The organism is Nocardioides sp. (assembly GCF_034670285.1).
GTDB lineage: Bacteria > Actinomycetota > Actinomycetes > Propionibacteriales > Nocardioidaceae > Nocardioides.
Genome location: NZ_JAXMNS010000243.1, coordinates 1 through 5840, shown reverse-complemented (window position 1 = coordinate 5840; position 5840 = coordinate 1). Strand labels below are relative to the sequence as shown.

Annotated in this window: 4 protein-coding genes and 1 pseudogene; 3 read left to right on the top strand and 2 right to left on the bottom strand. The window is 71.6% G+C overall.

Features of this window, described 5'->3' with window-relative positions:
- Window positions 1–205: pseudogene (locus tag VOI19_RS12665) on the bottom strand (histone deacetylase); the annotation flags it as partial.
- Window positions 206–262: 57 nt separating this feature from the next.
- On the opposite strand from VOI19_RS12665, the gene VOI19_RS12660 reads away from it, so the two are divergent.
- Window positions 263–1735, top strand: a complete 1473-nt coding sequence (locus VOI19_RS12660) for a M1 family metallopeptidase (protein ID WP_323793322.1) — start codon at window positions 263–265, stop codon at window positions 1733–1735.
- A 4-nt stretch (window positions 1736–1739) separates the two neighbouring features.
- On the opposite strand, the gene VOI19_RS12655 is transcribed toward VOI19_RS12660, so the two are convergent.
- Window positions 1740–3224 carry a polysaccharide deacetylase family protein gene (locus tag VOI19_RS12655; RefSeq protein WP_323793321.1) on the bottom strand — a complete coding sequence of 495 codons (1485 nt, stop codon included), beginning with the start codon at window positions 3222–3224 and terminating at the stop codon, window positions 1740–1742.
- Window positions 3225–3300: 76 nt separating this feature from the next.
- Between VOI19_RS12655 and dxr the strand changes: the two genes are divergently transcribed.
- Both dxr and VOI19_RS12645 read left to right on the top strand, forming a co-directional pair.
- Window positions 3301–4434 (top strand): 1-deoxy-D-xylulose-5-phosphate reductoisomerase, encoded by a 1134-nt coding sequence (gene dxr, locus VOI19_RS12650; RefSeq protein WP_323793320.1) that lies wholly within the window; start codon window positions 3301–3303, stop codon window positions 4432–4434.
- 10 nt (window positions 4435–4444) lie between these two features.
- Window positions 4445–5809, top strand: coding sequence for a site-2 protease family protein (locus VOI19_RS12645; protein WP_323793319.1), 1365 nt, complete (start codon window positions 4445–4447; stop codon window positions 5807–5809).
- The last annotated feature ends 31 nt before the right edge of the window (window positions 5810–5840 follow it).

Here is a 5840-nt window from a genome sequence, read left to right as displayed (position 1 = left end):
CCCCGCCGCCCCAAGTGGTGGACTCCCAGGCGAAGTAGACCGAGCCGGGCAGGTGGACCGCACGGTCGTCACGGGGCGGTCGAGGGTCGCGGGCCCCCGGGGTGGCCCTGGCCCCTCCCGGTGGCGTGCCTCCCTGCAGGTAGCAGCCGAGACGGTCGCGGTCGAGGTTGGTGCCGTAGGCGGCGTACCAGATCAGGTCGGTCATCTCCTCGAGCCAAGCACAACGCCGCACGCCGTCGGCGCCGACACCTACACTCCGGCCATGAACCTGCTTCCCCGTGGCGCCCGCGCCCGACTCGCCACCGGGGCGACCCTGGTCGCCACCCTGATGGCGCCCGGCGTCGCGAGTGCCGGGCCGACCGCGCCCGTCGAGGCTGGTCCGCAGGCGTCGGCGGCCGAGGATTCGGCTCGACCCGGCGCCGACGGCATCGGCGACCGCTACTGGCCGCTCGACGGCAACGGTGGCATCGACGTCCAGCACTACGACGTCCACGACGCCTACGACTTCGACACCGGCCGCCTCACCGGTCGCACGGTCCTGACGATCACCGCGACTCAGCGGCTCTCGAGCTTTCACCTCGACTTCCTCCTGCCGGTCTCGGCAGTGACGGTCGACGGCGAGCCGGCCGAGTTCACGCGGCCCCACAAGCACGAGCTGAGGATCGTGCCCAGCGCTGTGGTGCCCGACGAGGCCCAGCTCACCGTCGAAGTGGTCTACACAGGGGTGCCGGGCGCCCTGACCTACGCGGGCGAGAGCAACTGGGCGGCGTCCGACGCGGAGGTCGTGACGATGAACGAGCCGCACATGGCGACCTGGTGGTTCCCGGCCAACGACCACCCGACCGACAAGGCGACCTTCGACGTCACGATCACCGGTCCGGCCACCCACCAGGTCGTCTCCAACGGGCTGCTCGTCGACCGGGCGGTCGACGGGGCACTGGCCACGACCCACTGGCGCGCCACCCATCCGATGGCGTCCTACCTCGCCTTCTTCGCGCTCGGTCGCTACGACATCCACGAGAGCGTCCGTGACGGTCTGCCCTCCTACGTCGCGGTCTCGCGCGAGCTGAGGCGCTCGGAGCGCAAGGCTTCCATGAGGTCGCTGCGCCGCAGCGGCGCGATCACGTCCTGGCTCGAGAAACGTCTCGGTCGCTACCCCTTCGAGTCGACAGGCGGCCTGGCGACGTCACTCGACGTCGGGTTCGCGCTCGAGAACCAGACCCGCCCGACCTACTCCGGCTGGAGCTCCACGCACCGACCGACCGTGGTCCACGAGCTTGCCCACCAGTGGTTCGGCGACTCCGTCTCCGTGAGCCGCTGGCGCGACATCTGGCTCAACGAGGGCTTCGCGACCTTCATGGAGGGCGCGTACGCCGAGAAGCACGGCGGGCACTCCGCGCGACGCCAGCTGCGCAACGACTACGACTTCCTGCGTCACGACGCTCACGTGTGGGGGGTCGACCTGACCGACCCGGGACCGCGCGACATCTTCCACCAGTCGGTCTACGACCGCGGGGCGCTGACCCTCCAGGCGTTGCGCCAGCTCATCGGCGACCGCGTCTTCTGGTCGGTGCTGCGCACCTGGGTGCGCGAGCGCCGATACGGCAACGGCACGGTGGGCGCGTTCCAGCGGCTCGCGGAGTCGAAGAGCGACCGGGACCTCGATCGGTTCTTCCGGGTCTGGCTCGAGCAGCGTCGCCCGCCGGCCCGCACGAAGGCCAACGGGTTGCGCTGACGACTCACGACCGGCGCGGAGCCTCCGGGGCAGGCGTCGGCGTCGGCGTCGGCGTCGGCGCAGGTGTGGGCGTCGGCGTCGGCTCTGGGTCGGGGACGTCGAGCACGTGCGGGCGGATCGTGACCGTGGCAGGGACCCCTCGTCTCACGTGCTGCCTCGAGGCGAGCACCAGCGTGAAGTGCTCCTCGGCCTCGACCGCGCCACCGACCTCGTCCGGGTCGTCGGTGTGCGGGCGCAAGGTGACCTCGACCCGGACCGAGCGCTGTCCGGGGGCGAGGACCACCGGCGTGCGCACAGGCAGGAGGTCACGCTTGTCGGTGGTCCCGTGGCGGCTGCGCACGACGGCGCGGATCCGGCGCGCGGAGACCTGGTCGAGACGCAGACGCACCGTGATGGTGGTGGCTTCCTCGGCCGGTTCGTCGACACTCCGGTCGACCCCGTTCAGTCGGGGGGCCGGGTCGCGGTCCAGGATCGCCACGGTGGGGGACAGGCCGGCGCCACCGGACGGCGCGCGCCGCAGGCCCACCGGGTCGACCATGGCCAGGTCCCACTTCTCCGTGGTCTCGTCGATCCCGTCGCTGGGGACGACGAAGGACCCCGAGGCGCTCGTGCGGCCGGCGGCGAAGCCGGCGGGCACGGTGGCGAGCACCTGCCCGGTCCGCCGGCTGCGGAGCCGCACCGCGACCGAGGTACGTCGCGCCGTGGGCTTGTCGAGCGTGAGCCTCCAGCGCACCCGCTGACCCTCCGGCACCCGGTCGCGCAGCAGCGCGAGCGACACCGTCGGGGTGGGCATCCCGGGCAGCCCGCGCTCGTCCAGGGCGGTGAAGCAGTAGCCGCGCTTCCGGGCCTGCTTGATGACGAGCGGCACCGCGGCCACCGACGCCGGTGAGTTGGCGACGCCGTCGTGCTGGAGCACGACGTTGCTGCGGCCAGGGCGGAGCCCGGCGAGGATCCGGGCAGCGATCTCGCTCCCGGAGCCGCCGGCGTAGTCCCGCGGATCGACGTCCCACAGCACCGGCACCAGCCCGACGCGCTGCGCCGCCCGTCGTACGTCGTCGTCCATCGCGCCGTACGGCGGCCGCATCAGGTTGGTCGGTCGGGTGCCGGCGGCGCGCAGGGCGGCGGCGGTGTCGCGCAGCGTCCGCACGGCCTGGTCCTGGCTCTGGGTGGTCATGTCGGCGTGCGCATAGCTGTGGTTGGCGATGAGGTGGCCGGAGCGCGCCACGAGTCGGGCGGTCCGCGGTGCGGCAGCCACGCGCTCACCCACCATGAAGAACGTCGCCGGCACCCGGTGGCGCTCGAGGATCCGCACCAGGTCCGGGGTGACCGAGGCCGAGGGGCCGTCGTCGAAGGTGAGTGACACGTAGCCGGAGGAGCACGTCCGGCTGCGCTGGGCCGGTTCGGATGCCGTGGCGGTGACCGACCCCACCGGTGCCAGGAGCACGGAGGTCAGGAGGGTGATGGTCAGGGACGCCGCAGAACGTCGCATGACTCAGGATGGACCCTGCGGCCCCGGTGCGGGGACGAACCGCCGGAACGGCACCTGACCCTGCGACACTTCTGCGGTGACTTCCACCGACAACGCCCCCACCCGGAGCACGGCCACTCCGGAGCGCCGCGACGTCGTCGTGCTCGGCTCGACCGGCTCCATCGGCACCCAGGCGCTCGATCTGGTGCGGGCCCACCCCGAGAGGTTCCGGGTGGTCGGGCTCACCGCCGGTGGCTCCCAGCCCGAGCTCTTCGCCCAGCAGGTCGAGGAGTTCGCCCCGGCGATCTCCGGGCTGGGGGAGGAGGCGTCGGTCGAGGCCGCCGCGCACCCGTGCGACGTCGTCCTCAACGGCGTCACCGGCGCGGTCGGGCTGCGCCCCACCCTCGCGGCCCTCGACGCCGGCAACACGCTCGCGCTCGCCAACAAGGAGTCGCTGATCATGGGCGGCCCGCTGGTGCTCGACCGCGCGGCGCCCGGCCAGATCGTGCCCGTCGACTCCGAGCACAGCGCCCTCGCCCAGTGCCTGCGCGCCGGCACGGACGCAGAAGTACGACGCCTCGTGCTCACGGCCAGCGGTGGCCCGTTCCGCGGCCGCACCCGGGCCGAGCTGGCCGAGGTGACGCCCCAGCAGGCGATGGCGCACCCGACCTGGGACATGGGACCGGTCATCACCATCAACTCCGCGACCCTGGTCAACAAGGGGCTGGAGGTGATCGAGGCGCACCTGCTCTTCGGCATCCCCTTCGACCGCATCGAGGTCGTGGTGCACCCGACGAGCGTGGTGCACTCGATGGTCGAGTTCGTCGACGGCTCGACGCTGGCCCAGGCCAGTCCGCCGACGATGATGATCCCGATCGCCCTGGGCCTCGCCTGGCCCGACCGGGTGCCGGACGCCGCGCCGACGGTCGACTGGACGCAGGCGCAGACCTGGGAGTTCTTCCCCCTCGACGAGGAGGCGTTCCCCGCGGTCGCCCTGGCACGCGCGGCCGGCCTCAAGGGCGGCACGGCGCCGGCGGTCTACAACGCGGCCAACGAGGTGTGCGTCGAGGCCTTCCGGACCGGCCGCCTGGCGTTCACCGACATCGTCGATCGAGTCGGCGACGTGCTCGCGGCCCACGACGTACGATCGGGGGGGACCCTGAGCGTCGACGACGTCCTTGCCGCTGACGCCTGGGCCCGTGAGATGACCACCACCCTCGTTCCGGCCTGATCGGGAGCACATGTCCGTCCTTCTCTACACCCTCGGGCTCGTCACCTTCTTCGTCGCCATCCTGGCCTCGATCGGGTTGCACGAGCTCGGGCACATGATCCCTGCCAAGAAGTTCGGCGGGAAGGTCACGCAGTACTTCATCGGCTTCGGGCCGACGGTGTGGAGCAAGCAGGTCGGCGAGACCGAGTACGGCGTCAAGGCCATCCCGCTCGGTGGCTACGTCAAGATCGTCGGGATGCTGCCGCCGGACGCGCTCGACCTGGCCGAGGAGATCGAGGTCGACGCCTCGGGCAACCAGGTCGTCAAGGTCCGCAAGTCCAACACCGGCATGTTCACCCAGCTCATCTCCGACGCCCGCGCTGCCGAGTGGGAGCTCGTCAAGCCGGAGGACTCCGAGCGGCTCTTCTACAAGATGGCCTGGTGGAAGAAGGTCGTCGTGATGGCCGGCGGACCCTCGGTCAACATCGCGATCGCGTTCTTCCTGTTCTGGGGCGTCTTCGCGACCTACGGCCAGGACGTCGACGTCGTGCCCGAGGCCGGCCAGCCGGTGCTCGCGAGCGTCTCGCAGTGCGTGCTGCCCTACACCGAGGAGAGCCGGGAGTGCTCCGCCCCCGACCCGGCCTCGCCGGCGGCCGAAGCGGGCCTGCTTCCGGGTGACACGATCACCGGCTTCAACGGCGCCGCGGTCACCGACTGGGAGCAGCTGCGCGCGCTCATCCGCGACAACAACGACGGCAACGCCGAGATCGCCTACGTCCGCGACGGTCAGACGCTCACCGGCACCACGAGCACCACGGTCGAGGCGCGTCCGACGTCGACCTCCGACGAGACGCTCACCCAGGTCGGCTTCCTGGGCGTGACGCCGACGTCGCGCGTGGTCAACGAGACCGGCGGGCCGATCTACACCCTGCGCGAGATGGGTGGGATGACCGTCGACAGCGCCGAGGCCCTGGTGACGCTGCCCGCCAAGGTCTACGACGTGGGTCAGGCGATCGTCGGGATCGAGGAGCGGGCGATCGACAGCCCCGTCAGCATCGTCGGCGGCGGCCGGCTCTCGGGCGAGGTGACGTCCTCGACCAACCTCGACCTCACCAGCAAGCTGGTCTTCCTGGTCATGCTCGTGGCCGGCTTCAACTTCTTCATCGGGATGTTCAACTTCATCCCGCTGCTGCCGCTCGACGGTGGTCACATCGCCAGTGCCCTGTGGGAGGCCGGTCGCCGCGGGCTCGCCCGCCTGCGCCGTCGTCCCGACCCGGGCTACGTCGATGCCGCCAAGCTGCTCCCCGTCGCCTACGTCGTCGCCTCCGTGCTGCTCGTGATGGGCGTCATCCTCATCGTCGGCGACCTCGTCGTACCCCTCCGCCTCGACGTCTGAGCCCGCTCGTCCCTCGCCGAGTCGGGGCGGG